The organism is Modestobacter sp. Leaf380 (assembly GCF_001424485.1).
Classification (GTDB): Bacteria; Actinomycetota; Actinomycetes; order Mycobacteriales; family Geodermatophilaceae; genus Klenkia.
The window spans coordinates 26623-48063 of sequence record NZ_LMQC01000019.1; the positions used below are offsets into that span (position 1 = coordinate 26623).

The following is a 21441-nucleotide window of genomic DNA, read 5'->3' on the forward strand; positions in this document are numbered from 1 at the left end:
GACGAGGAGCAGCCGGCAGCCACCCGTGGGCACAGGTGTGCGGTGCAACCACCTCACCTGCACGGACGCGGTGCTCGGACCGTCACCGACTCGTGACCCACCGCGGCGATGCGCTGGTTAGATTCGTCGGGGCGATCCGAGACCGGTGGTCGCCAGAAACGATCACGGGGTGAGTGGCGGCGTGAGCGGTACGTCCTGGGTGGCGTGGGAGGTCGACTGCGCGCAGCGGTCGGGCCGGTGGTCGGCGACGGTCCGGGGGACGGGTCTGCCGGCGTCCACGGGGCACGCGGACCCGGCGGCACTGGTCTTCGCCGCCGTCGACCTGATGACCGCCCGGGCCGGTGTCCACCCGCACCGGATGCGCCTGCACCCGCCGGCCGGGACGACGTTCGGGGCCTGGTTCCCGCCCGGGCGCAGCGACCACCGCACCCGCACCGTCGACGGCCAGGACTGGTCGGACACCTGGACGGCGACGCCGGACCCCGACGCCCCGGCCGCGGTGCTGGTCAGCACCCGCAGCGTCGCAGTGCCCGTTCGCGCCGTCCCCACCCCGCGCCGTCCCGAGCAGGCGCGCAGCACCGACCCGACCCCCTGACCCCCGGCGGGTGCGTCCGGCCGGTCACGGGGCCGGCCGGACGCACCCGTCGGCGCTCGTCAGCCGAGCCAGTCGAGGGAGCCGCCGTGCGGGGCGGTCCAGGCGACCGGCGTCCCGTCGACGGCGAGCAGGAAGCGCTCGTCGGTGGCGGGGTGCGGCGGCACGGCGAGCTCGGTGAACACCTCGGGCCCCTCCTGGGACACCCAGTGCACCGGCAGCGACCGCACCAGCTCGACGAACGCCGACCGGCTGGCCGCGGGCAGGTAGGTCAGCACCGCGGTGTGGAAGACCACCGGCGTCACCCCGGCGGGCAGCGAGGCGACGGCGTCGGGCAGCACCTCGAGCAGGTCCCCAGTGACCATCCGGGCCGGCTCCCGACCGGCGACCGCCGCGGCGGCGGACAGCCGGGCGACCCGCTCGTCGTGGCCGGGACCCGGCCAGACCAGCGCGCGCAGCCAGGCGGCGTCCGCGACCGGGTCCAGCGGGTTCAGGTCGATCCCCACCCGGACGGCGACCTCGGGCAGCCGGGCGGGCAACGGCGGTGCGCCGGTCACCTCGCACCCGATGACCAGCTCGGACTCCCCCAGCCGGCCACCGGGGCGGTAGTCGTAGGCGTACCGGTCCGGGTACAGGCACAGCCCGGCGGAGGCGCCGACCTCGATCAGCGCGAGCGGTCCGGGCAGCCCCGCCAGCGCGGGCAGCAGGGCCGCGCAGCGGGCGGGCTCGTTGGTCTGGGTGGCGCGGGCGAGCACCTCGGTGCGCACCCGGTCGACGTCGTCCAGCACCCAGGCGCGGAGCTCGGCGTCGTCCGCCGGTGGCCGGTCGTGCAGCAGGGTCAGGACGCCGAGCAGCAGGTTGGGCTGGCGCTTGAGCGGAGGCAGGGCGGCCAGGAAGGCGAGCAGGTCCGGGTCGGCAGCGACCCCGGTGGCCAGGGCCGCGTAGTGCGGGGAGCGGACCGGGGCCTCGTGGTCGGCGAAGGCACGCCAGCGCCGGGCGACGGCAGCAGGGTCACCCACGTCAGAGCCCGATCCCGCCGACCAGGGCCCCGATCGCGAAGGTCACCGCCATCGCCAGCGCCCCACCGGCGACCAGCCGGACGACGGCCGGCCGGACCGGTGCACCGCCCAGCCGGGCGCTGAGCACCCCGGTCAGCGCCAGCGCGAGCAGCACGACCACGAAGGTCACCGGCACCCGGGCGCCGGCCGGGGGCAGCAGGATCGCGGCCAGCGGCAGCAGGGAGCCGACGGTGAAGGCCACCGCGGAGGCGCCCGCGGCGTGCCAGGGGTTGGTCAGCTCGTCGGGGTCGATGCCCAGCTCGGCCTCGACGTGCGCGGCGAAGGCGTCCTTGGCGGTCAGCTCCTCGGCGACCGTGCGGGCGGTCTGCGGGGACAGGCCCTTGGACTCGTAGATGGCCGCCAGCTCGGCGAGCTCCTGCTCGGGCATCTCGGCGAGCTCGACCCGCTCCTTGTCCAGCAGCGCCTGCTCGCTGTCGCGCTGGCTGCTGACCGACACGTACTCGCCCAGCGCCATGGAGACCGCCCCGGCGACCGGGCCGGCGACCCCGGCGGTGAGCACCGGCGCGTGGGCGGTGGTCGCCCCCGCGACGCCGACGACCAGCCCGGCGGTCGACACGATCCCGTCGTTGGCGCCCAGGACGCCGGCGCGCAGCCAGTTCAGCCGGGTGCCCAGCGCCCCGGCGTGCGGTTCGGCGGGGTGGGTGCCGACCGGTGCGGCGGGTTCGTCGAGGCTCACGGGGGCGAATGTAGGTCGATCCCCGGGCCCCGACCAGCATGGTCAGGCTGCGCTCAGTCGCCGTCTGCCGTCCCGCCGGAGGACACGTCGGACCAGGTGGCCTCGGCCCCCGAGTGCCCGATCCGGACCACCTGCTGGGTGACACCGACGACCGCGATGACGGCCAGCACCGCGGCGACCAGACCAACGACCCGGCGCGCTCCGGCGGGACGGCGACCGAGCAGGTGGACCACCACGGCCATGACGAACAGCGCCACCATCCAGGGCAGCAGGCCGTCGGCGAGCTCGGAGTGCGCCTCGATGAGCGAACTGCGCCCGACCATCCGCTCCAGGTCCTCCCCGCTCGCCGTCGACAACGGGGTGAGCACCAGGCCGACGAGTGCGACGAGCGGGGTCACGATCCCCAGCCGGCGCCGGGCGGCAGGCCAGAGGGCGTGCAGCAGGACGAGCAGCGCGCCGAGCGGGACGAGCACGACCGTCGCGTGCACGATCAGCGGGTGGGCGGGCAGGCCGAACAGGGTCTCGGGCACGTCGTGTCTCCTCCGGTGAGGAGGTCAGTACGTCACGCCTGCGTGTGCCGGGACTGTGCGCCGCACACCGTCCTCACAGGACGGGCGGGTCCCCACCGTCGGCCCGCCGGGTGCCCCAGGCGTAGGTCTGCTTCCGCAGGCCCAGGTACAGGAAGGTCTCGGTGGACTCGACGCCGTCGACGGCGCGGATCCGGCTGACGGTGTCCAGCAGCTGCTCGTCGTCGGCGCAGACCACCTCGACCAGCAGGTCCAGCGAGCCGGCGGAGATGACCACGTAGTCGACCTCGTCGAAGGCGGCGAGCGCGTCGGCGACGACCCGGGTGTCGCCGAGGGTGCGGATGCCGACCATGGCCTGGCGGGGGAAGCCGACCTGCCGGGGGTCGGTGACGGCGACGATCTGCATGACCCCGGCGTCCAGGAGCCGCTGCACCCGCTGCCGGACGGCGGCCTCGCTCAGCCCCACGGCCTCGGCGATCCGCGCGTAGGGACGGCGACCGTCCTGCTGGAGCTGCTCGATGATGGCCCGCGAGGTGTCGTCCAGCGCCAGCGCAGGGCGTTCCCGAGACGTCATGCGGCCCTCCCCCACGGACACCGTCGCCGGACGGCTGCCGGACGACGAGAAGCGTAGTGCGACGGCGGCCCGCCGGGAACGCTCACTCGCTGAGGGCAGCCCGGCGGCGCACCCGCCGCTCGAACCGGTCCAGCCGCCCGCCCAGCGGTCGGCCCAGGTAGCGGCCGAGCACGACCCCGGCGGCCAGGGCGAGGCCGACGGCGGCGGCACCCACGAGTCCGGAGGCGCCGCCGGCCACGTCGCCGTCCACGACGACGGCGAACAGCCCGCGGTAGATGGCCAGGCCGGGCAGCAGGGGCACGATGCCGCAGACCGCGACCAGCAGGGCCGGGACGCGGAGCCGGTCGCCGAGGGCCTCTCCGCAAAAGCCGACGACCACGGCCGCGGCGGCGCTGGTCACGGCCGCCCCGCCACCGAGCCCGGCGGCGACCGACGACGTCGTCCAGGCCAGCGCACCGGAGAGCACGGCGACGGCGATGGCCCGGGGCCGGGCGTAGGAGGCCAGCGCCCAGGCGCCGCCCATGACGGCCGCGGCGACCAGCGTGATCCCGAAGGGCACGGTCACCGTGGCCGGGTCGACCACCCGCAGCGGCACCTCCCAGCGCTGGGCCAGGTCCAGCACACCCGCGATGCCGACGACGATGCCGGTGGTCAGCGTGACCACCTCGAAGGCCCGGGCGGCCGCGGTGACCGGGAACCCGCTGATCGCGTCCTCCGCGGCGCCGACCAGCGACAGCCCGGCCAGCAGCACGACGATGCCGGCGGCGACCACCAGCGACGCCCGGACGTCGACCCCGGCGACCACGAGCAGCACCGCCGTCCCGGTGGCGATCGCGGCGCCGGCAGCCTGCTGGAAGAACACCGGCAGCCCGCGGCGGTTCAGCGCGCGGATGGTGCGCTCGACGACGGCGGTGGTGACCGCGGCGACCAGGGCCACCAGCCAGTCCCCGCCGAGCAGGAACGCGACGCAGCCGGCGACCCCGGACCAGCCGAGGGCGTGGATCTGCCGCCGGTAGGGGTGCGGGGCGGCCAGCACGTCGTCCAGGCTGCGGTGGGCCTCCTCGAGGTCCAGCCGGTCGCCGGTGACCCGGGCGGCGAGGTCGGTGATGCCCTGCAGCCGGGTGTAGTCGACGCCGCGCGGGCGGACGATGCGCATCAGCACGACCGGGGGGAGGCCGTCGGGGTCGTGCCCGATGGTCAGCGAGGTGAACGTCATGTCCACCTGGCAGTCGGTGAGCCCGTAGGCGGCGGCGACCCGCAGCACGGTGGCGGTGACGTCGGCAGCGGAGGCGCCGACGGCCATCATCGACTCCCCGATCCGCAGCGCCAGGCCCAGCGCGGAGCGCGCGGTCTCGGCGTCGACACCGCTGGGCCGGGCCCGCAGCGCCAACGGCTCGGTGGGCGGTCCGGTGCCGGAGACGGCGCGCCGGGCCTTCTCGGGCAGTCGCCCCCAGCCGTGCCGGGGGACGGCGGGCCGATCGGTCACTGACGCAGGCTACGGACCGCGGCGCCCAGGCCCTTGCTGCCCGTCGGCGCGGCGCCCTAGCCTGCGCGCGTGTCCGATACCACCGTGGCCGGCCCGCCGCAGGTCGGTGCCGCGCGGGTGGCTGCCGTCGTGACGCTGGTGCTGGCTGGTGCGGCGGCGGCCGTGTTCGGTGGCCTGGCGGTCGCCCCGGAGTCGCTGGGGGCCCTGCTGTGGCTGCTGGGCTGGGTGCTGCTGACCTGGGCGGTGCTCGTGGGCAGCGTCTGCGCGATCCAGCTGGGACGCGGGTTGCTCGCCGGTCGTCCGGCCGCCTGGCCCTCCTGGGTGCTGCTCGGCGTGGGCCTCGCGGTGGTCGCCGTGCTCGTCACGGCGCACCCGCTGTGGGGCAGCGGCTCGGGCGTCGGCTGACCGGTCAGGTCGCCAGGGCGAGGGTGCTGCGGGCCTGCCGGGCGACGGCCTCGTCCAGCAGCCTCCCGTCGGCGCCGACCGCCACCCCGGGGGACGCCGCGAGCCGGGCGAGCACGTCGCGGGCAGCGGCGACGTCGTCGGCGCTGGGCCGGCAGACCCGTTCGACGACGGCGACCTGCGCCGGGTGGATGCAGGACCGGCCGCGGAACCCGAGCGCCAGCAGCGCCCGGGTCTGCGCCTCGAAGGCGTCGAGGTCGCGGAACTCGGTGGACACCGCGGCCGGCGGCGGCGCGATGCCGGCGGCGGCCGAGGCGAGGACGACGGTGCTGCGGGCCAGCAGCAGCTCGGCGCCGTCCGGGCCGGGGGTGACGCCGAGGTCGGCGGCCAGGTCGACCTCGCCCAGCTGCAGGCAGCGCACCCGGGGGCCGGCGGCCAGCGCGGGCGCGGCGAGCACGCCGGCTGCGCTCTCCACCAGCGGGCTGACGCCCAGGCTGCACGGGGCGCGGCCGGTGGCGGCCTCGGCGGCGGACAGCTGGTCGTGCACCCGGTCCAGCAGCGCCGGGGACCCGGCCTTGGGCAGCACCACGCCGGTCAGGCGCGGGGTCCGGGCGACGGCGTCGACGTCGTCCCGGCCGCGGCCGCCGGTGTTGACCCGCACCCAGACCTCGCCGTCCCCGGCCTCGCCGCGCAGCCACTCGACGACGGCGTCGCGGGCGGCGTCCTTGCCGGCGGGCGGGACGGCGTCCTCCAGGTCCAGGACGACGGCGGCCCCGGTGCGCACGGCCTTGTCGAACCGGTCGGGCCGGTCGCCGGGCACGTAGAGCCAGCTGCGGACGCTCACCCGACGACGGTGGTGCCGGCGACCAGGGACTTGGCGATGACGGTGCGCAGCACGTCGTTGGTGCCCTCGCCGATGGCCATCAGCGGGGCATCGCGGTAGAGCCGCTCGACGACGAACTCGGTGGAGTAGCCGTAGCCGCCGTGGATCCGCATGGCCTCCAGCGACAACGCCAACGCGGTCTCCGAGGCGAACACCTTGGCCATGCCGGACTCGGCGTCCACCCGCTGGCCGGCGTCGGCCTTGGAGGCGGCCCAGTAGGTGAGCAGCCGGGCGGCCTGCAGCTGGGTGGCCATCTCGGCGAGCTTGAGCGCGATGGCCTGGAACTCCGCGATCGGGTGGCCGAACGCCTCGCGCTCGCCGGCGTACTTCAGCGCGGCGTCGTAGGCGGCCTGCGCGACGCCGACCGAGCGGCCGGCGATGTTGAGCCGGCCGATCTCCAGGCCGCTCAAGGCCTGCTTCATGCCCAGGCCCTCGACGCCGCCGAGCAGGTCGGTGGCCGGCACCCGGACGTCGACCAGGGAGATCTCGCAGGACTCGGTGCCCTTGTAGCCGAGCTTGCCCAGGTCCCGGCTGACCTCGAAGCCCTCCGACGACGTGTCCACCAGCAGCAGGGACATGCCGCGGTGCCGGGGCTCGGCCGCCGGGTCGGTCTTCACCAGGACGGGCAGCACGTCGGCGTGCCGGGCGTTGGTGATCCAGGTCTTGGTGCCGTTGACGACGTAGTGGTCGCCGTCCAGCACCGCCGTCGTCGCGATGCCCTGCAGGTCGGTGCCGGCCCCGGGCTCGGTGAGGCCGACGCCGGTGCGCCACTCGCCGGTGGCCAGCTTGGGCAGGAAGCGCTGCTTCTGCGCCGGCGTCCCGTGCTTGGCGATCATCCAGGCCGACAGGCCGTGGCTGCCGAGGATGCCGGCGATGCCCATCCAGCCGCGGCTGATCTCCTCGTAGACGAGGGTGAAGCTGACCATGTCCAGCGCCAGGCCGCCGAACTCCTCGGGCGTGGTCAGGCCGAACAGGCCCATCGCCTTGAGGTGGTCGACGATCTCGGTCGGGTAGCGGCCGGTGCGCTCCCACTCCGAGGCCACCGGCACGATCTCGCGGTCGACGAAGCGGCGCAGCGCCTGCTGGAAGTCGCGCTGCTCCTCGTTGAGGGTGAAGTCCACGTCAGCTCCTGGTCTCGCCGAAGGCGCCCGCTGCTTCGAGCGCAGCCACCTTCTCGGGTGGGTAGCCGAGCAGGTCGGCGGTGATCTCGTGCTGGTGCTCGTTGCGGTGCGGGGCGCGGCGGTGCTCGGTGTGCTGCTCGCCGAAGCGGACCGGACTGCCGACCTGCCGGACGGTGCCCCAGTGCGGGTGCTCGGTCTCCAGCAGCAGCCCGCGGGCGGCGGCCTGCGGGTCGGCCAGGGCCTGGTGGACGTCGTTGACCGGCGACGACGGCACCCCGGCGGCGGCCAGCAGCGCCAGCCAGTGGGCCACCGGGTGCTTCGCGAACTCCCCGCGCAGCTCGGGCAGCAGCACGGCGCGGTGCACGTCGCGGGCGGTGAAGCTGGCGAACCTCTCGTCGTCCCCCAGGTCGGGTCGGCCGAGGACGGCGACCAGCCGCTGCCAGAACTTCTCCTTGGCACACCCCACGACCAGCCAGCCGTCGCTGGCCGCGAAGGCCTGGAACGGGACGAGCGAGGGGTGCGCGGAGTCGACGGTGCGGACCGGTTCGTACCCGGCGTTGAGCGCCCAGGTGGCCGGGTAGGTCAGCAGCGACATGGCGGTGTCGTAGAGGGAGACGTCGCAGTCGCCACCGACGCCGTCCCGCCTGGCGGCGTGCAGGCCGGCCATCAGCGAGAGCGCGGCGACGAAGCCGCTGGAGAAGTCGACCAGGCTCAGCCCGGTCTTGGTGGGCGGGCCGCCGGGGTCACCGGTGAGGCTCATCCAGCCGGCGATGCCCTGCAGCACGTAGTCGTAGCCGGGTTCGGCGGCGCGCGGGCCGGTCATGCCGAAGCCGGTGAGGCTGCAGCACACGATGGCGGGGTTGAGGTGGGCGAGGTCGGCGTACCGGATGCCGATCTTGGCCGGCACGTCGCCGCGCAGGTTGGACCAGACGGCGTCGCTGGTGCGCACCAGGTCCTCGAACACCTCGCGGCCGGCCGGGGTGGAGATGTCGAGGCTGAGGCTCTGCTTGTTGCGGTTGAACGTCTCGAAGAACAGCGACTCCTCGCCGGCTGCGTAGGGCGGGACGTAGCGGCCGATGTCCCCGCCGGTGCGCGGGTCCTCGATCTTGATGACCTGGGCGCCGAGATCGGCCAGGTGCACGCTCCCGAACGGGCCGGCGCCGTACTGCTCCAGGGCGACGATCCGGACGTCCTCCAGCGGCCTCATGCGGTCAGCGGCCCGGTCTTGGCCTCGGGGAAGTGGCCCTGCCCGATCCCCGACTCCCTCGTGGCGACCATGACCGAGCGCGTGAACGAGATGCACTCGTCGCCCTCGGAGGTCAGCCCGCGGGTCACCATCGACACGATGCCCGCGTACGGCCGGGACTTGCTGGCCCGCAGCCCGGTGCACAGGCTCTCCGCGTAGAGGGTGTCGCCGACGTAGACCGGGTGGGTCAGCCGGACGTCGGTCATCTCCAGGTTCGCCACCGCGTTCTGGCTCATGTCCAGGACGCTCAGGCCCAGCGTCAGGGCGATCGTCAGCCCCGAGTTCACGATGACGCGGCCGCCGGTGATGGGGTTCTGGGCGGCGAGGTGCGCGTTGACGTGCTGCTGGTTGGTGTTCATCGTCAGCATCGTCAGCCAGGTGTTGTCGGCCTCGGAGATCGTGCGGCCGAGCGGGTGCTGGTAGACGTCGCCCACGACGTAGTCCTCGAAGTACCGACCCAGGACGGCTGGGTGTGTGGCCATTGGAGACCTCCCTCGACAGCCGGACGGTAAACGTCTGATGATTAGCCGCGCAAGCCCCCGAACCCGCGGAGGACCCATGGACGACGCCGGCACCAACTCCGTGATCCGCCAGGTGGACCGGCCTGTTCCCGGCCCCGGCCCGCTGTCCGGGGTGCGACTGGGGGTCAAGGACAACATCGACGTCGCCGGGGGTCCGACGACGTGCGCGTCGGCGTTCTTCGCCGATCGGGTGCCCCTCGAGGACGCCGAGGTGGTGCGCCGGCTGACCAGCGCGGGGGCCGACCTGGTGGCGACGCTGAACCTGAGTGAGTTCGCCGTCGGGGTGACCAACCAGAACTCCGCCGCCGGCCCGTGCCGGAACCCGTGGGACCCGTCCCGGGTGCCCGGCGGCTCGTCGGGCGGCTCCGGCGCGGCGGTGGCGGCCGGCATCGTCGACCTGGCGCTGGGCACCGACACCGGCGGCTCGATCCGGCTGCCCGCGTCGGCGTGCGGGGTGGTGGGGCTGCGGCCGACGCACGGCTCGATCCCACTGGACGGCGTCTTCCCGGTCTGCGACGACGTCGACACCGTGGGCCCGCTGGCCCGGGACGTCGCGCTGGTCGCCCGGGCCCAGCGGGTGCTCACCGGCTCCACCGCACCGGTGCCCGCAGCCGCACTCCCCCGCCGCATCGGCCTCCCGGTCCAGCTGCTGACCGACGTGGACCCCGGCGTGCGCGGTGTGGTGGACACGGCCCTGGAGGTCTTCGCGGTGGCCGGGTCGACGGTGGTGCCGGTGCAGGTCGAGGGCCTGCTCGACGCGCAGGACATCGTCTACACGCTGGTCTACGCCGACCTGGCTCGGACCCACGCTGCCCGTCTCGACGCGGAGCCCGAGCGCTTCCACCCGGACACGCTGGTCCGGGTCGGGCTGGGCCGGTCGATCACCGCCGACGAGCGGGCGGCCGCCGTCCTCGCCCGGCAGGCGCTGCAGGGCCGGATCTCGGCTGCGTTGGACGGTGTCGACCTGCTGCTGACGCCCACGATGCCGGTGGACGTGCCCCGCGCGGACCCGGACGACGTGGTGCGGGTGTCCCGGCGGCTCGGGCAGCTCACCTACCCGTGGTCGCTGCACGCCGGGCCGACGCTGGCCCTGCCGGTGGGGAGGCACCCGCGGTCCGGGATGCCGGTGGGGGTGCAGCTGACCGGTCCCGTGGACGGCGAGGACTCGCTCTTCGCGGCCGGGCTGTGGTTCCAGGAGCGGACGGCGTGGCACACCGCGCGGCCGCCGGTGGTCAGCGGCTGAGGCCGAGGACCAGGTCGCGCACCTCGGCGGGCCGCGACAGGAACGGGTGGTGCCCGGCGTCGATCTCCACGACCCGGCCCACCCGCCGCGCGAACCCCCGCTGCCGGTCGGCCGGCGACCTGCGTCTCGCAGCGCGATGGGGTTCTCAGGACCCCGGGCCGACAGGCGCCATGTGTCCGCTTACGACCGTCTACCGGGACACACCCCGGTGGCCTCATGGCTCGCTAATCTGGCGCTGTGGATCGAGACCCGGCACGGCTCAGGGCTGCCGCGGCGCGCGTCGAAGGGGATCTGCAGCGGACAACTGGGGCTTCGTGGGCGCTGACCCTTGGCACCGACCTACGCCTCACTATCAGGAACGGCCGACAGACCGCTCAGGTGGAACTGGACGCGGAGGTGGACGAGGCTCTAGTCGACGGAGTGTCGCCCGCATCGATGAATGCGTCGCTCGATGCCGATGCAGACGACGCAGTCGCCTACGAGGTCAGTGAAGGGCTCGCCGACCTGGGGGTGACCTGGCCGGTCTGCCCGGACCATCAACGGCCCATGGGCGTGTGCTCTGGCCTGTGGTTTTGCGAAGGGAAGCCGTACCACGACCTGGCGGACGTCGGGCACCTCGAGGCTGGGTAGCTCGCTCGCCACAAGCGCCCTATGGGACGACCTGCCCACGACGAGTTCACGCGCTAAGCGGCTTGAACTCCCTCAGCACAGCCGTCCGTGGCCGACCGTCTACCGGGACGAGAGTTCGATCCAGGCGGAGACGAAGGCCGAGCACCGCCGAGCGCGCGCTGCTCAGCCTTGCTGGTGGGCATCAAGCGCGACCCTTGCGGCGAGGACAGGGCCCGTAAGGGCTGGCATGATCGTGATCATGAGCGGGAAACGGAAGAAGCCGCCCCTCGATCAGGATGCGGTGCTGACACGTCTGGCCCGCGCACAGCAGAACCAACTGCTCGTCACCGTTCGACGCTGGGTACCAGACGCCGACCGACTCGAGGGCTTCGTGGTCGGCATCAGCCCCAAGTGGCTAGCGCTTCAGAGATTGTCGGATCGCATTGCATTTGACGGCTGGCACCTGATCCGGGTCAAGGACATCCAAGCGGTATCGCTGGACCCCGACCCTGAATGCTTCGAGGTGAAGGCACTGCAGGCCCGCTCGTTGTGGCCCCCGGCTGCGCCGGAGCTGAGCCTCGGCGATGTAGTCAGCTCCCTCAAATCGGCGTCAGCAATCACGGGCATGGTGTCGGTCTTCGACGAGTTCGCCCGGCCGGACGTCTGCTGGATCGGTGCCGTCACGTCCCTTGACGACTCCAAGCTGCACCTACGCGAGGTCAACACCCGCGGCGGCTGGGCCAGCAAGCCGCACACCTTCGATCCCGCCGATGTCACGCGCATCGACTTCGGCGGCGGATACGAAGAGGCCCTGCGCCTTGTCGCTGGTTCGCCCCCGACCGCGTAGAAAGCTGCCGTCGGCATGAACACCGAGGCTGACCCGAAAGAGGCGGCCGAAACCCGCTGTCCGCTGACGACCGTCTACTGGGACCCGGGGCGCCAGCCACGCGCAGCACCACCATATTCGGCCAGCCCGTGGCAGCTCAGTGGCGCCATGAGGTCGGCCGTCGACTAAATCGCGGACGCTACTTTCGTTGCGGGCGACTGCCGGACCGTCTTTCTCGGCTGGGTTTCCTCGACGCCGGACCCACTTCGTAGGCCACGCCGTCCGCCCTTCGCTTGGCCTGAAGCGACAGCCCAAGCAGTCAGAATTCCGGTTCGCCACGCCCACGTCTGATCGGACCAACTTGCCGACCCGTACCGAGACAGGACCTCCCGCTGCTGCTCGCTCGAAAGCGGGGTCTCTGCAGCAGCGTCCAGCAGACCACGAACATTGGGCTTTGAGAGGCAAACGACAGCGACATCTCGGTCCTGCAGTGGATTCGCCTGAGCCAGGATAGCTCGTCCTTGCGCCGTGGCTCGAACTACCGCTCCATCGTCCTCAATGAGGTCTAATGACCGCGCGTCCCGCATCACCGAACCGACCTGGCTGGGCCCCAATCGCTCCCGCGCGACTGCTCGAGGGATTCCCCCGTCGCGGAGCATCTCTAGAAGCTCCCGAACCTTTCCCGGTCGTACGCTTGGAACGAATACATTAGTTGCGAAATTTCCCAGATTGAAAGCTCGACGAAGCACAAGCTCATCGGAAGCCGACTCCCTTGGCTTAACGTGCTCTCCCTCGACATCAACCATTCCGGCATATCTGAGCCAGTTAATAAGAATACTGGCATAGCTAGTCCAGGTGTTGTCGCTAGCCTCGATGTGCGGCAGTTCCGACCGAAGCAACAACGTTACGTCGCGGAGGTCGACACTGTCTGATCGACTGATGAGGTCAAGCACACTCGACACCAGAGCGTTCGCTCTAAGCGCTTGGCGCAAGAAAGATCCCATCTGATCAGCCTCAAGCGCCGCCTCTGCTTCGGAAGACAGCCGAACCTTACCTACCTCTGGCGCAAGAATCCCGAGGAGTCGGAGTTCTCGAAGTTTGTTATAGGTGGCGGTGGCGTTGCCGCCGAGTCGGCGCGCAAACGTAGCCGTGTCCGCCCCCCCTTCCTCTACGATTGAGGTCAGGAGACCTAGAGCTGGCCCAGGCGTTACACGGAACACATACCGAGCCTGGAACGGAATTCGTCCAGTCAGAAGATAAGACTTAAAGACATCGTTATATGTGTCATAAACATCACCGCTCAAGCGGAGCAACTTTCGACCAAGGAAGTCGTTCAGTTTTACGGTAAGACGCTTAAAGCTCACCTCACCTTCGAGTCGGCGGCTCAACTCTCCGGCATTGTTCGGAAGATGTGCGGCGAGTACGCGGAGTAGCGCCTTATCTGCCTCGTCTAGGCCAGCGAGATCCTCATCGAAAAGATCTTCGGCGCGAAGTCCTCCCCGAGTCAATTCGGTTTGAGTGGCACCAACGCGCGACATGCTCAATACATGCGAACAGACTCTCTTGAGCAGCCAAGGGAAACCCGCAGAAAACGTTAGAAGAGCTTCTGCCAGCTCCTTCGATAGTTTGGCGCCCATCTCAGTTGACAACCGATCCAGGAGAGCTTGCTCCTCGGGAGGTGTGAAGTCCACGAGGTGCACGGGCAAACTCAACTCATTGAGCCGTGCCAAGTCGACGGCCGCACCTTCATCATACGTAGCTGCTAGATCGTTCTTCCGAGCAAGAACCCAAACAAGAGGAAGCGCTCTGTCTGTTGTAGCCGCGACGAGGTCCAAAAAGGTACGAAACACATCTGGACGACCCAGCAGAGCCTCAAACTGATCAATCTGCACTAGGGCAACGCGGGACCTTAGAGCGAGTTCCTGTGCCGCTTTCTCTAGCCCCGTCAAGGCATCTTCCTGACGGCTAGGCACCGGGAGTTCGACTTCGAAGGCATCCTGGACGGTTCGCAACAGCGCAGCTACGACCAGCCGAAGATCGCCGGGCGCAAGCAAGTTTCGCCCGTCCACCGTAGCGCTGACCTGAGTGGTCTCGTCGGAGGAGGCACCAATTTTGAGAAGCAGTGAGCTCTTCCCAACCCCAGACCGGCTTAATATCTGGATAGCCCTGAGGGTTGTGGCGCCCTCGGCCACGGTTTGGATGAATTTTTGTACAGCGGCGATGGCTGTGTCGCGGCCCACGAAGCAGTCGGGCGGGCTCGGGAACTTGTAGTCGAACCAGCCCGCACCCGCTAAGACACCAGGCAGCGATGGCGTGCTGATGTCTGGTGCCGGCATCTCGTCAGGCGGTAGGTAGGTCAAGTTCGAAAGGTCGACAAGCTGTCGACGGAGGCGACGCACATCGTCATTGGTCAAGACGCACCGATGGCCGGCGAGATCGAAGCCCACGAAGTGAGTGGCAGCTGAGGCAGCACTCGGCCCCGCGGACACGATAATGATGTCGCCGCGTCTGCCAAGAACAAGCCACGAGTCGTTGGGGTGCAACCGCGTGTCGGCGGCGAGCGTTCTCTTAATGGACTCTTCCGATGCGCAATGGCCGCGCTCGCTCAAGAATTGGGGAATTTTTTCACCGACGAGTGTCGTGAAAGTCATTCGGAGGCCACTCAAGACTTCAGGGGTGAGATCTCGAAGAAAATCCTCCCCGTCGGGCGTCAACCGACTGGTGCTGATGAATAAACCATCGAGCCCATTCTGGCTCGAATGCGCGAGGGGAACGAGCTTACCGAAAAATGCCGTGACCTCCTTCCCGGAGATCGCGGCCTCGTGCGCTTTGGCTTCACCGTTGAGCTGGCGACCGTTGAGGCTCGATCGCGCTTCAACGTCATACTCGAGGCTAGAACGCTTGACCCGCAAAACAACGTCGCGGTGACCCGTGTACTCGACCAAGCGCTTCGCGAATTGCTCAAAGATGTGCCCTTTTGTCTGGGGACTTATCTCGTCCTCAGTCGGATCGAAGAAGCTGATCTGCATGAGTCCCCCGCGTCATCGCCCCTGGATGCCGTCCAGCCACCCCGTCTAGCAGTGGGCTCGGCCTACCTCACACAGGACGGTAACGGATCTCGAACGTCCGACCGTGGGTCGAGCACTTCGGGTGTCCGGAGACGGCCGTCTGTCGGGACGGAAATGCCTCGCGCCGACGCGCTGACCTGCAGCGTTGTCCAGGTGTCCGATAGACCCGTCCGATTTGGTTTCCCGCAAAGGGGCGTCATACGGCACAGGTTGAGGCGCTGTTGTCAGCCCCTGCCCTCGTCGGCATGATGCAACGCCGAGCGCTTGTCGATGGTCTCGCGCTGGGTCCTGTGGATCACCGGACGGCGCCGAGATCGCCGACCCGCATGGGCTCTGCCCATCAGTCCCACCCCAGCGACGCACCTGCTTCGTCACAGCCCCAGGTACGTGCGCAGCTGGACCGCCAGCCGCTCCACCTCGCTGGGCACCAAGCGTCCGCGCTGGCGCACCAGCGCCGCCCGGTCCACGGGTTGGAGCGCCGTGACGTCCGCGTAGGACTGGTCGTAGCGGGTCAGTCCTGCGTCGGCGGTGAGGGGGATGTGGGTGGCCGGCGGACCGGGTGTGCCGGTGACCGGGACGACTGCCACGTGCCCGAGTCGGCTGTTGAGGGCGTTGACGCTCAGGATGACGGCCGGGTGCAGGCCGAAGTCCGGGAAGTCGACGTCCCAGATCTCTCCGCGAAAGGGCTCAGGAAGGGGCACCGGTGTCAACGACCTCGTCGCGCCGTAGGGCGGGGCGGACGCCGATCGGCAATGGAGCGGGCTGGTCGCCGTAGAAGTCCTCCACGCTGCGGGCCATCCGCTCCTCGGCGGCCCGCTGGTGCAGCAGTTCGAGCGCGGTCCGCACGATCTCGGTGCGCCCCTTGAGCCCCAGGACCGCAGAGTCCTCCCGGAGTGCGGCTGCGAGGTCGGAGTCGATGCGGGCCTGCCAGACCTCGGTTGGCCCCGGTGAAAGCGTCATGCGAATACAGTCTGTCGTACAGATGCCCCTGTCAAGGCGCAGGGCTCAGCCCCGACTCAACCGGTCCATCTGCCGATAGGCCCCGGTCAGGTGGTCCAGGTGCCGCCGCATGGCCACGACTGCCCCGTCCGCATCCCGCGCTGCGACGAGATCGTGCAGCTCCGCGTGGTCGTCGGCGACGCACGCCCAGAACCCGTCCGGCGCGTGATCCCGCCCGAACCGCGTCGACAGCACCCGGAACAGCGGCGCGGTGATGACCTCCAGCAGCGGGTTGCCGGTGGCGCGCAGCAGGACCAGGTGGAAGTCCTGGTTGGCCGAGTAGGTCTCCGGGCCGGACGCCCGCTGGGGGTCGAACTCGGCGCGGCGGAGGTCCTCGAGGTGCTCGTCGGTGCGGTGCAGCGCGGCCTCGCCGGCGGCGGGGACCTCCAGCAGGTGCCGGGTGGTCATCAGCTGCTCCACCGTCACCCGCTCGGCGGCCGCCATCAGCGCCACGCCGGTCTCCAGGTGGGCCGAGAGGTGCGCCGGCGTCGGCACGCTGACGAAACTCCCGCCGGACACCCCGCGCGTGGTCTCGATCAGGTGCTCGCTGGTCAGCGACCGCAGCGCCTCGCGCACCGTGCTGCGCCCGACCCCGAACTCGGCGGACAGCTCCTGCTCGTTGGGCAGCCGGTCCCCCGGGGTCAGCTCGCCCGAGACGATCCGGGCGCGGATCCGCCCGGCCAGCACGGCGTAGGCGGGCCCTGCCGGCTCGGCGCTGGTCACCGGCACAGTCTGCCAGCGGTCCCCCGGTTCACACGGTGTTGACAGCCGAGGCGTTGACGTCGGCAATCGTCTGACACTTGGATGAGGACCCCCGACCCGAGGAGTCCTCCCGGTGCCCGCCACCCCCCGCATCGCCGTCGTCTTCTACTCCTCCACCGGCAACCTGGCCGCCATGGCCGAGGCCATCGGGAAGGGCGCTGAATCCCACGGCGCCGAGGTCCGGCTGCGGATCGTCCCCGAGCTGGCTCCGCCCGCGGCCATCGCGGCCAACCCGAAGTGGCAGGCCTTCGTCGACGCCGCGCGCTACGAGACCGCCACCACCGACGACCTCGACTGGGCCACCGGCTTCGCACTCGGCAGCCCCACCCGCTTCGGCCTCCCCGCCGGTCAGCTCAAGGAGTTCCTGGACACCACCGGCGGCCTCTGGGCCCAGGGCAAGCTCGCCGACAAGGTGGGAACGGCGTTCACCAGCGCCTCCACCGGCCACGGCGGCCTCGAGTCCACGATCCTCGCGATGAACAACGTGCTCTACCACTGGGGCTCGCTGGTCCTCCCCCTCGGCTACGGCGAGCGGCACCTGATGAAGGAGTCCGGCAACCCCTACGGCGGCTCCTTCGTCTCCCGCTCCGGCGCCGAACCCGACGCCGTCGCCCTGGAGGCCTGCCGGCTGCAGGGTGTCCGGCTCGCCCGGTTCGCCGGCTTCGTCGCCGACGGGCTGGCGGGGGCATGAGCAGCGGCGAGGCGGTCCGGGTCGGGATGGGGCGCCTCGCCACCACCGAGCGGCCCGGGCTCGTGCTGGTCGACTGCCAGCGGCTCTTCACCCTGGGCGACGACCCCGCGGTCGCGGCCGCCGCGGAGGGCTGCGGCCGGGCCGCTGCGGCCGCCCGGGAGGCCGGCGTCCCGGTCGTCTGGCTCCGGGTCCTCTTCGACGACGACGACCAGCTCGGCCCGGTCTGGACGGCGAAGGCCCCCGCCCTCAAGCAGCTGCGCCCCGGCGCCGAGCTGTCCGGCTTCGACGACCGCGTCGGGTACGTCGAGGGCGAGCCCGTCGTCACCAAGACCCGTGCCTCGGGCTTCGTCCGCACCGACCTCGACGACCTGCTGCACGACCTGGACGTGCACGCCCTCGCCGTCGCCGGGTTCACCACCGCCGGCTGCGTGCGCGCCACCGTCGTGGACGCCGCCTCGCTGGACTACGCCCCCGTCGTCCTCGCCGACGCCGTCGCCGACCGGTCCGCGGCCATCCACGACGCCGCGCTGGTCGACCTCGACGCCCGGTACGCCGACGTCGTCCCCGACGGTGCTGCCTGGTTCCAGGCGCTCAGGGGTTCCCAGAGCTAAACGTCTGACCTATCGTCGCCGGTGATCGCCGTCACAGACCAGGAGGACCCGTGAGCAGCTCCCCCAGCCTCGCCCGCCAGGTCGCCGACGTGGTCACCGGCCTCGACCTCGACGACGTCCCCGACGCCGTCCAGCAGCGCGCCCGGCACCTCGTCCTGGACGCCGTCGGCCTGGCCTTCGCCGCCACCGCGCACCCCTTCCCCGACGTCGCCGCCCAGGCCCTGGGCACCCTCGGCTCCGGCGACCACCCGGTGCTGGGCACGAAGACCCGGCTCGCCCCGCGCGACGCCGCCGTCCTCAACGGGGTGCTGGTGCACGGCCTGGACTTCGACGACACCCACATCGGCGCCATCACCCACGTGTCCGCCTCCGCCCTGCCCGCCGCGATCTCCGCCGCCGTTGCCGCCGACGCCAGCACCCGCGAGCTGCTGCTGGGCTACGTGCTCGGCGTCGAGGTCGCCGCCCGCGTCGGCCTGGCCGGTGCCGGCGCCTTCCACGACCTGGGCTTCCACCCGACCGCGCTGGCCGGGGCCTTCGGGTCCGCCGTCGCCGCCGGCAGGGTCGCCGGGCTGGACGCCGACCAGCTCGCCGCCGCCCAGGGCGTCGTCGGGTCGATGGCCGCCGGCCTGCTGGAGTTCCTCGAGGACGGCTCCTGGACCAAGCGCCTGCACCCCGGCTGGGCCGCCCAGTGCGGGCTCACCGCCGCCGCGTTCGCCAAGGCCGGCTGGTCCGGGCCGGCCGCGGTCTACGAGGGCCGCTTCGGCCTCTTCAACACCCACCTCGCCGGCCGCGAGGTGCACCCCGAGCTGGTCGCCGAGGGCCTGGGCACCCGGTGGGAGACTGCGCAGACCGCGGTCAAGCCCTACCCGGTCTGCCACTTCGCGCACGCCTTCGCCGACGCCGTCCTCACCCTGCGCACCGAGCACGACCTGCGCCCGGACGACGTCGCCAGCATCCGGTGCGCCATCCACCCGGTGCCCGGCAAGGTCGTCTGCGAGCCCGCCGCCGCCAAGTGGGAACCCAGAGACGAGTACGACGCCAAGTTCTCGCTGCCCTACGTCGTGGCCACCACCCTCGCCCGCGGCCGGTTCACCCTCGCCGAGCTCTCGGACGACGCCCTGCGCGCCCCCGAGGTGCTCGCCCTGGCCCGCAAGGTCGAGGTCGTGCCGGACGACGAGAGCGCCTTCCCGAAGGCCTACTCCGGCTGGGTGCAGATCACCACGACCGACGGCCGGGTGCTCACCCACCGCGAGCAGGTCAACCGCGGGCACGCCGACCGCCCGCTCACCGACGCCGACGTCGTCACCAAGTTCCGGGGGTCCATGGCCCCCGTCGCCGACGAGAGCACGACCGAACGGGTGCTGGACGCCGTCCTCTCCCTCGGCGAGGACCGCCCCGCCCGCGCGTTCGCCGAGGCCTGCGCCGCCGGCTGACCCCCACAGACCCCCGGCAACGACGCCGGAAACCCCCTTCTAGCCACAGGAGCAGGCATGGACTTCGGCGTCTTCATCCCGATCGGCAACAACGGCTGGTTGATCAGCGAGAACGCACCGCAGTACATGCCGAGCTTCGAGCTGAACAAGCGGATCGTCCAGGAGGCCGAGGCGCAGGACTTCGCCTTCGCGCTGTCGATGATCAAGCTGCGCGGGTTCGGTGGGAAGACCGAGTTCTGGGACCACAACCTGGAGTCCTTCACCCTGATGGCGGGCCTCGCTGCCGTCACCGAGAAGATCAAGCTGTACGCGTCGACCGCCGTCCTCACCCTGCCGCCGGCACTGGTCGCCCGGATGGCCACCACCATCGACTCCATCGCCCCGGGCCGGTTCGGCGTCAACATCGTGTCCGGCTGGGCGTCGGGCGAGTACTCGCAGATGGGCCTGTGGCCCGGCGACCAGTACTTCGGCGAGCGCTACGACTACTCCACCGAGTACGTGCAGGTGCTGCGGGCGCTGTGGGAGACCGGCACCTGCGACCTGGACGGGAAGTACTTCCAGATGACGGACTGCAAGCTGTCCCCACAGCCCAGTGCGCCCATCGACATCGTGTGCGCCGGACAGTCCGAGCGCGGGATGCGGTTCTGCGCCGAGCACGGCGACTACAACTTCATCCTCTCCCCGGGCGTGAACACCCCCGAGACCTACCGGGAGCCCACCGAGAAGCTGGCCGCCGCGGCCGCCGCCAGCGGCCGGGACGTCGGCTCGCTGCCGCTGTTCATGGCGATCATGGCCGACACCGACGAGGAGGCGCAGGCCAAGTGGAAGAGCTACCACGACGGTGCTGACCTGGGCGCCCTCGGCTACATGAGCGACGAGGGGTTCAAGGACACCTCCGCCGACTCCGGCGGCACCGCGCGGACGATCAACCTGCCCGAGGGGGCGGTCAACTTCAACATGGCCACCCTGGTCGGCAGCCCGGAGACCGTCGCCCGGCAGATCGACGAGGTCGCCAAGATGCCCGGGGTCAAGGGGATGATGTTCACCTTCGACGACTTCGAGAAGGGCGTGAAGACCTTCGGTGAGAAGGTCCGGCCCCTGCTCGGCTGACGCTCCGCTGGTGGAGTGGGAGGGGCGCGGTTCTCGCGCCCCTCCCGCTCCACCGACACTCGAGAGGACCCCCGTGAGCTCGTTCGTCGCCCCCCGCCCGAACCCGCGTGCCCGGCTGCGTGAGCTGCTGGCAGCCCCCACGCCGCTCATCGCGCCGGGCGCCTACGACGCGTTGAGCGCCCGGCTGGTGCAGCAGGCCGGTTTCGACGTCGTCTACATGACCGGCTTCGGGACGTCGGCGTCCCTGCTCGGGCGCCCGGACGTCGGACTGCTCGGCGGGGCCGAGATGACCGACAACGCCCGCCGGATGGCCCAGGCGGTCGACGTCCCGCTCATCGCCGACGCCGACACCGGCTACGGCAACGCGCTCAACGTCGTCCGCACGGTGCGGGAGTACGAGCAGGCCGGCATCGCCGGGCTGCAGCTGGAGGACCAGGTCTCGCCCAAGCGCTGCGGGCACATGGCCGGCAAGGCCGTCATCGACGTCGAGGAGGCCGTGGCCAAGGTGCGGGCCGCCGTCGCCGCGCGCACCGACCCCGACCTGGTGGTCATCGCCCGCACCGACGTCGCCCAGGTCGAGGGCACCCGCGCCGCGATCGACCGGGCGCTGCGCTTCGCCGACGCCGGCGCCGACGTGCTCTTCGTCGAGGCCCCGCGGACGGCGGAGGACGTCGAGCTGGTCGCCACCGAGCTGGCCGGCCACCACCTGCTCTTCAACTGGGTCGAGGGCGGCCAGACCGAGGGCCTCACCATGGACCGGGTCGCCGAACTGGGGTTCTCCCTGGTGCTCTTCCCGATCAGCACGCTGCTGGCCGCCACGCACGCCATGCAGGCGGCGCTGTCGACGCTGAAGCAGACGTCGTCCACCGCCGGGGCGCCGATGGGCGACTTCGACGGGTTCCTGCAGACCATCGGCCTGCCCGAGCTCCGCGCCGACGAGGCCCGTTTCGCGACCTGAGCGCCTGTGGAGTGGGAGGGCGCG

Annotated in this window: 23 protein-coding genes; 10 read left to right on the forward strand and 13 right to left on the reverse strand. The window is 71.3% G+C overall.

What is annotated here, in order from left to right; translation table 11 throughout:
- Nucleotides 1-181: 181 nt before the first annotated feature.
- Nucleotides 182-595, forward strand: coding sequence for a hypothetical protein (locus ASG41_RS12580; protein WP_157519399.1), 414 nt, complete (start codon nucleotides 182-184; stop codon nucleotides 593-595).
- A gap of 59 nt (nucleotides 596-654) precedes the next feature.
- On the opposite strand, the gene ASG41_RS12585 is transcribed toward ASG41_RS12580, so the two are convergent.
- The 5 genes from ASG41_RS12585 to ASG41_RS12605 all read right to left on the reverse strand — a co-directional run bounded on the left by ASG41_RS12585 (nucleotide 655) and on the right by ASG41_RS12605 (nucleotide 4934).
- Nucleotides 655-1611: a DUF2332 domain-containing protein gene (locus ASG41_RS12585; RefSeq protein WP_056295160.1), complete on the reverse strand. Its 957-nt coding sequence runs from the start codon at nucleotides 1609-1611 to the stop codon at nucleotides 655-657.
- A gap of 1 nt (nucleotide 1612) precedes the next feature.
- Nucleotides 1613-2347, reverse strand: coding sequence for a VIT family protein (locus tag ASG41_RS12590; protein ID WP_056295163.1), 735 nt, complete (start codon nucleotides 2345-2347; stop codon nucleotides 1613-1615).
- Between the two features lie 53 nt (nucleotides 2348-2400).
- Entirely contained in the window at nucleotides 2401-2877 is a 477-nt protein-coding gene (locus ASG41_RS12595) for a DUF2231 domain-containing protein (RefSeq protein ID WP_056295165.1), read from the reverse strand.
- Nucleotides 2878-2950: 73 nt separating this feature from the next.
- The gene (locus ASG41_RS12600; RefSeq protein ID WP_056295167.1) at nucleotides 2951-3448 is read right to left on the reverse strand and encodes an Lrp/AsnC family transcriptional regulator; all 498 of its coding nucleotides are present in this window, start codon (nucleotides 3446-3448) and stop codon (nucleotides 2951-2953) included.
- An 82-nt stretch (nucleotides 3449-3530) separates the two neighbouring features.
- Nucleotides 3531-4934 carry a threonine/serine exporter ThrE family protein gene (locus ASG41_RS12605; RefSeq protein WP_056295170.1) on the reverse strand — a complete coding sequence of 468 codons (1404 nt, stop codon included), beginning with the start codon at nucleotides 4932-4934 and terminating at the stop codon, nucleotides 3531-3533.
- 69 nt (nucleotides 4935-5003) lie between these two features.
- On the opposite strand from ASG41_RS12605, the gene ASG41_RS12610 reads away from it, so the two are divergent.
- The gene (locus ASG41_RS12610; protein WP_157519400.1) at nucleotides 5004-5339 is read left to right on the forward strand and encodes a hypothetical protein; all 336 of its coding nucleotides are present in this window, start codon (nucleotides 5004-5006) and stop codon (nucleotides 5337-5339) included.
- A 4-nt stretch (nucleotides 5340-5343) separates the two neighbouring features.
- Here the strand turns inward: ASG41_RS12610 and ASG41_RS12615 are convergent, their stop codons facing one another.
- Genes ASG41_RS12615 through ASG41_RS12630 form a run of 4 tightly spaced genes read right to left on the reverse strand, consistent with a single transcriptional unit; the run spans nucleotide 5344 to nucleotide 9068 of the window.
- Nucleotides 5344-6180, reverse strand: coding sequence for a CoA ester lyase (locus tag ASG41_RS12615; protein WP_056295175.1), 837 nt, complete (start codon nucleotides 6178-6180; stop codon nucleotides 5344-5346).
- Complete coding sequence (locus tag ASG41_RS12620; RefSeq protein ID WP_056295179.1) at nucleotides 6177-7340, reverse strand: acyl-CoA dehydrogenase family protein; 1164 nt, start codon at nucleotides 7338-7340, stop codon at nucleotides 6177-6179. Before ASG41_RS12620 ends, ASG41_RS12615 begins: the two co-directional genes overlap by 4 nt.
- A 1-nt stretch (nucleotide 7341) precedes the next feature.
- Nucleotides 7342-8547 carry a CaiB/BaiF CoA-transferase family protein gene (locus ASG41_RS12625; RefSeq protein ID WP_056295182.1) on the reverse strand — a complete coding sequence of 402 codons (1206 nt, stop codon included), beginning with the start codon at nucleotides 8545-8547 and terminating at the stop codon, nucleotides 7342-7344.
- Entirely contained in the window at nucleotides 8544-9068 is a 525-nt protein-coding gene (locus ASG41_RS12630) for a MaoC family dehydratase (protein WP_056295186.1), read from the reverse strand. The genes ASG41_RS12625 and ASG41_RS12630 overlap by 4 nt, the downstream gene beginning before the upstream one ends.
- Nucleotides 9069-9144: 76 nt before the next feature.
- On the opposite strand from ASG41_RS12630, the gene ASG41_RS12635 reads away from it, so the two are divergent.
- From ASG41_RS12635 to ASG41_RS12645, 3 genes are all read left to right on the forward strand, one after another.
- Nucleotides 9145-10350: an amidase gene (locus tag ASG41_RS12635; protein ID WP_200938856.1), complete on the forward strand. Its 1206-nt coding sequence runs from the start codon at nucleotides 9145-9147 to the stop codon at nucleotides 10348-10350.
- Between the two features lie 378 nt (nucleotides 10351-10728).
- On the forward strand, nucleotides 10729-10980 hold the full coding sequence (locus tag ASG41_RS12640) for a hypothetical protein (RefSeq protein ID WP_056295189.1): 252 nt from the start codon (nucleotides 10729-10731) through the stop codon (nucleotides 10978-10980).
- A 226-nt stretch (nucleotides 10981-11206) separates the two neighbouring features.
- The gene (locus tag ASG41_RS12645) at nucleotides 11207-11806 is read left to right on the forward strand and encodes a hypothetical protein (RefSeq protein WP_056295192.1); all 600 of its coding nucleotides are present in this window, start codon (nucleotides 11207-11209) and stop codon (nucleotides 11804-11806) included.
- A gap of 164 nt (nucleotides 11807-11970) precedes the next feature.
- Here the strand turns inward: ASG41_RS12645 and ASG41_RS23640 are convergent, their stop codons facing one another.
- The 4 genes from ASG41_RS23640 to ASG41_RS12660 form a co-directional block, all read right to left on the reverse strand.
- On the reverse strand, nucleotides 11971-14814 hold the full coding sequence (locus ASG41_RS23640; protein ID WP_157519401.1) for a hypothetical protein: 2844 nt from the start codon (nucleotides 14812-14814) through the stop codon (nucleotides 11971-11973).
- A gap of 410 nt (nucleotides 14815-15224) precedes the next feature.
- Nucleotides 15225-15554: a type II toxin-antitoxin system PemK/MazF family toxin gene (locus tag ASG41_RS12650; protein WP_056295195.1), complete on the reverse strand. Its 330-nt coding sequence runs from the start codon at nucleotides 15552-15554 to the stop codon at nucleotides 15225-15227.
- Nucleotides 15541-15813: a ribbon-helix-helix protein, CopG family gene (locus ASG41_RS12655; RefSeq protein WP_056295198.1), complete on the reverse strand. Its 273-nt coding sequence runs from the start codon at nucleotides 15811-15813 to the stop codon at nucleotides 15541-15543. The genes ASG41_RS12650 and ASG41_RS12655 overlap by 14 nt, the downstream gene beginning before the upstream one ends.
- Nucleotides 15814-15858: 45 nt before the next feature.
- Nucleotides 15859-16575 (reverse strand): FadR/GntR family transcriptional regulator, encoded by a 717-nt coding sequence (locus ASG41_RS12660; protein ID WP_056296485.1) that lies wholly within the window; start codon nucleotides 16573-16575, stop codon nucleotides 15859-15861.
- Nucleotides 16576-16687: 112 nt separating this feature from the next.
- Here ASG41_RS12660 and wrbA point away from each other — a divergent pair, with 112 nt between their 5' ends.
- The 5 genes from wrbA to ASG41_RS12685 all read left to right on the forward strand — a co-directional run bounded on the left by wrbA (nucleotide 16688) and on the right by ASG41_RS12685 (nucleotide 21417).
- Nucleotides 16688-17305 carry an NAD(P)H:quinone oxidoreductase gene (wrbA, locus tag ASG41_RS12665; protein WP_235564770.1) on the forward strand — a complete coding sequence of 206 codons (618 nt, stop codon included), beginning with the start codon at nucleotides 16688-16690 and terminating at the stop codon, nucleotides 17303-17305.
- On the forward strand, nucleotides 17302-17916 hold the full coding sequence (locus tag ASG41_RS12670; RefSeq protein ID WP_056295201.1) for an isochorismatase family protein: 615 nt from the start codon (nucleotides 17302-17304) through the stop codon (nucleotides 17914-17916). Before wrbA ends, ASG41_RS12670 begins: the two co-directional genes overlap by 4 nt.
- A gap of 50 nt (nucleotides 17917-17966) precedes the next feature.
- Entirely contained in the window at nucleotides 17967-19349 is a 1383-nt protein-coding gene (locus ASG41_RS12675; protein ID WP_056295203.1) for an MmgE/PrpD family protein, read from the forward strand.
- A 57-nt stretch (nucleotides 19350-19406) separates the two neighbouring features.
- The gene (gene rutA / locus ASG41_RS12680) at nucleotides 19407-20459 is read left to right on the forward strand and encodes a pyrimidine utilization protein A (RefSeq protein WP_056295206.1); all 1053 of its coding nucleotides are present in this window, start codon (nucleotides 19407-19409) and stop codon (nucleotides 20457-20459) included.
- 73 nt (nucleotides 20460-20532) lie between these two features.
- Nucleotides 20533-21417, forward strand: coding sequence for an oxaloacetate decarboxylase (locus tag ASG41_RS12685; RefSeq protein WP_056295210.1), 885 nt, complete (start codon nucleotides 20533-20535; stop codon nucleotides 21415-21417).
- Nucleotides 21418-21441: the final 24 nt, after the last annotated feature.